This window comes from Sphingobacterium sp. B16(2022) (assembly GCF_012030425.1).
Taxonomy (GTDB): Bacteria; Bacteroidota; Bacteroidia; order Sphingobacteriales; family Sphingobacteriaceae; genus Sphingobacterium; species Sphingobacterium anhuiense.
The window spans coordinates 1-1380 of sequence record NZ_JAAUVN010000011.1; the positions used below are offsets into that span (position 1 = coordinate 1).

A 1380-nucleotide genomic window follows, 5' to 3' on the forward strand; every position below is an offset into this window, starting at 1 on the left:
AATCATGTGTATCCGTAACGAGCTTCAATTCCGAATGCTCTAGAAAGGAGGTATTCCAGCCGCACCTTCCGGTACGGCTACCTTGTTACGACTTAGCCCCAATTATCGGTTTTACCCTAACACGCTCCTTGCGGTTACATGCTTTAGGTACCCCCAACTTTCATGGCTTGACGGGCGGTGTGTACAAGGCCCGGGAACGTATTCACCGCGTCATTGCTGATACGCGATTACTAGCGAATCCAACTTCATGAGGTCGAGTTGCAGACCTCAATCCGAACTGTGAACGGCTTTTAGAGATTAGCATCATATTGCTATGTAGCTGCCCGCTGTACCGTCCATTGTAGCACGTGTGTAGCCCCGGACGTAAGGGCCATGATGACTTGACGTCGTCCCCACCTTCCTCACAGCTTACGCTGGCAGTCTGTTTAGAGTCCCCATCATTACATGCTGGCAACTAAACATAGGGGTTGCGCTCGTTGCGGGACTTAACCCAACACCTCACGGCACGAGCTGACGACAGCCATGCAGCACCTAGTTTCGTGTCCCGAAGGACTGATCCGTCTCTGGATCATTCACTAACTTTCAAGCCCGGGTAAGGTTCCTCGCGTATCATCGAATTAAACCACATGCTCCTCCGCTTGTGCGGGCCCCCGTCAATTCCTTTGAGTTTCAATCTTGCGACCGTACTCCCCAGGTGGATAACTTAACGCTTTCGCTTGGACGCTTACTGTGTATCGCAAACATCGAGTTATCATCGTTTAGGGCGTGGACTACCAGGGTATCTAATCCTGTTTGATCCCCACGCTTTCGTGCATCAGCGTCAATACTAACTTAGTGAGCTGCCTTCGCAATCGGAGTTCTAAGACATATCTATGCATTTCACCGCTACTTGTCTTATTCCGCCCACTTCAAATAGATTCAAGTCCTACAGTATCAAAGGCACTGCGACAGTTAAGCTGCCGTCTTTCACCACTGACTTATAGGACCGCCTACGCACCCTTTAAACCCAATAAATCCGGATAACGCTTGGATCCTCCGTATTACCGCGGCTGCTGGCACGGAGTTAGCCGATCCTTATTCTTCAGGTACATTCAGCTTTCTACACGTAGAAAGGTTTATTCCCTGACAAAAGCAGTTTACAACCCATAGGGCAGTCATCCTGCACGCGGCATGGCTGGTTCAGAGTTGCCTCCATTGACCAATATTCCTTACTGCTGCCTCCCGTAGGAGTCTGGTCCGTGTCTCAGTACCAGTGTGGGGGATTCTCCTCTCAGAGCCCCTAGACATCGTAGCCTTGGTGAGCCGTTACCTCTCCAACTAGCTAATGTCACGCGAGCCCATCCATATCCTATAAATATTTGATCAAAAACCGATGCCGGT

1 rRNA gene is annotated in these 1380 nt (G+C 50.2%); it reads right to left on the reverse strand.

The window, feature by feature from the left end:
* Positions 1 to 43: 43 nt before the first annotated feature.
* Positions 44 to 1380 (reverse strand): 16S ribosomal RNA (locus HCX49_RS25205); the annotation flags it as partial.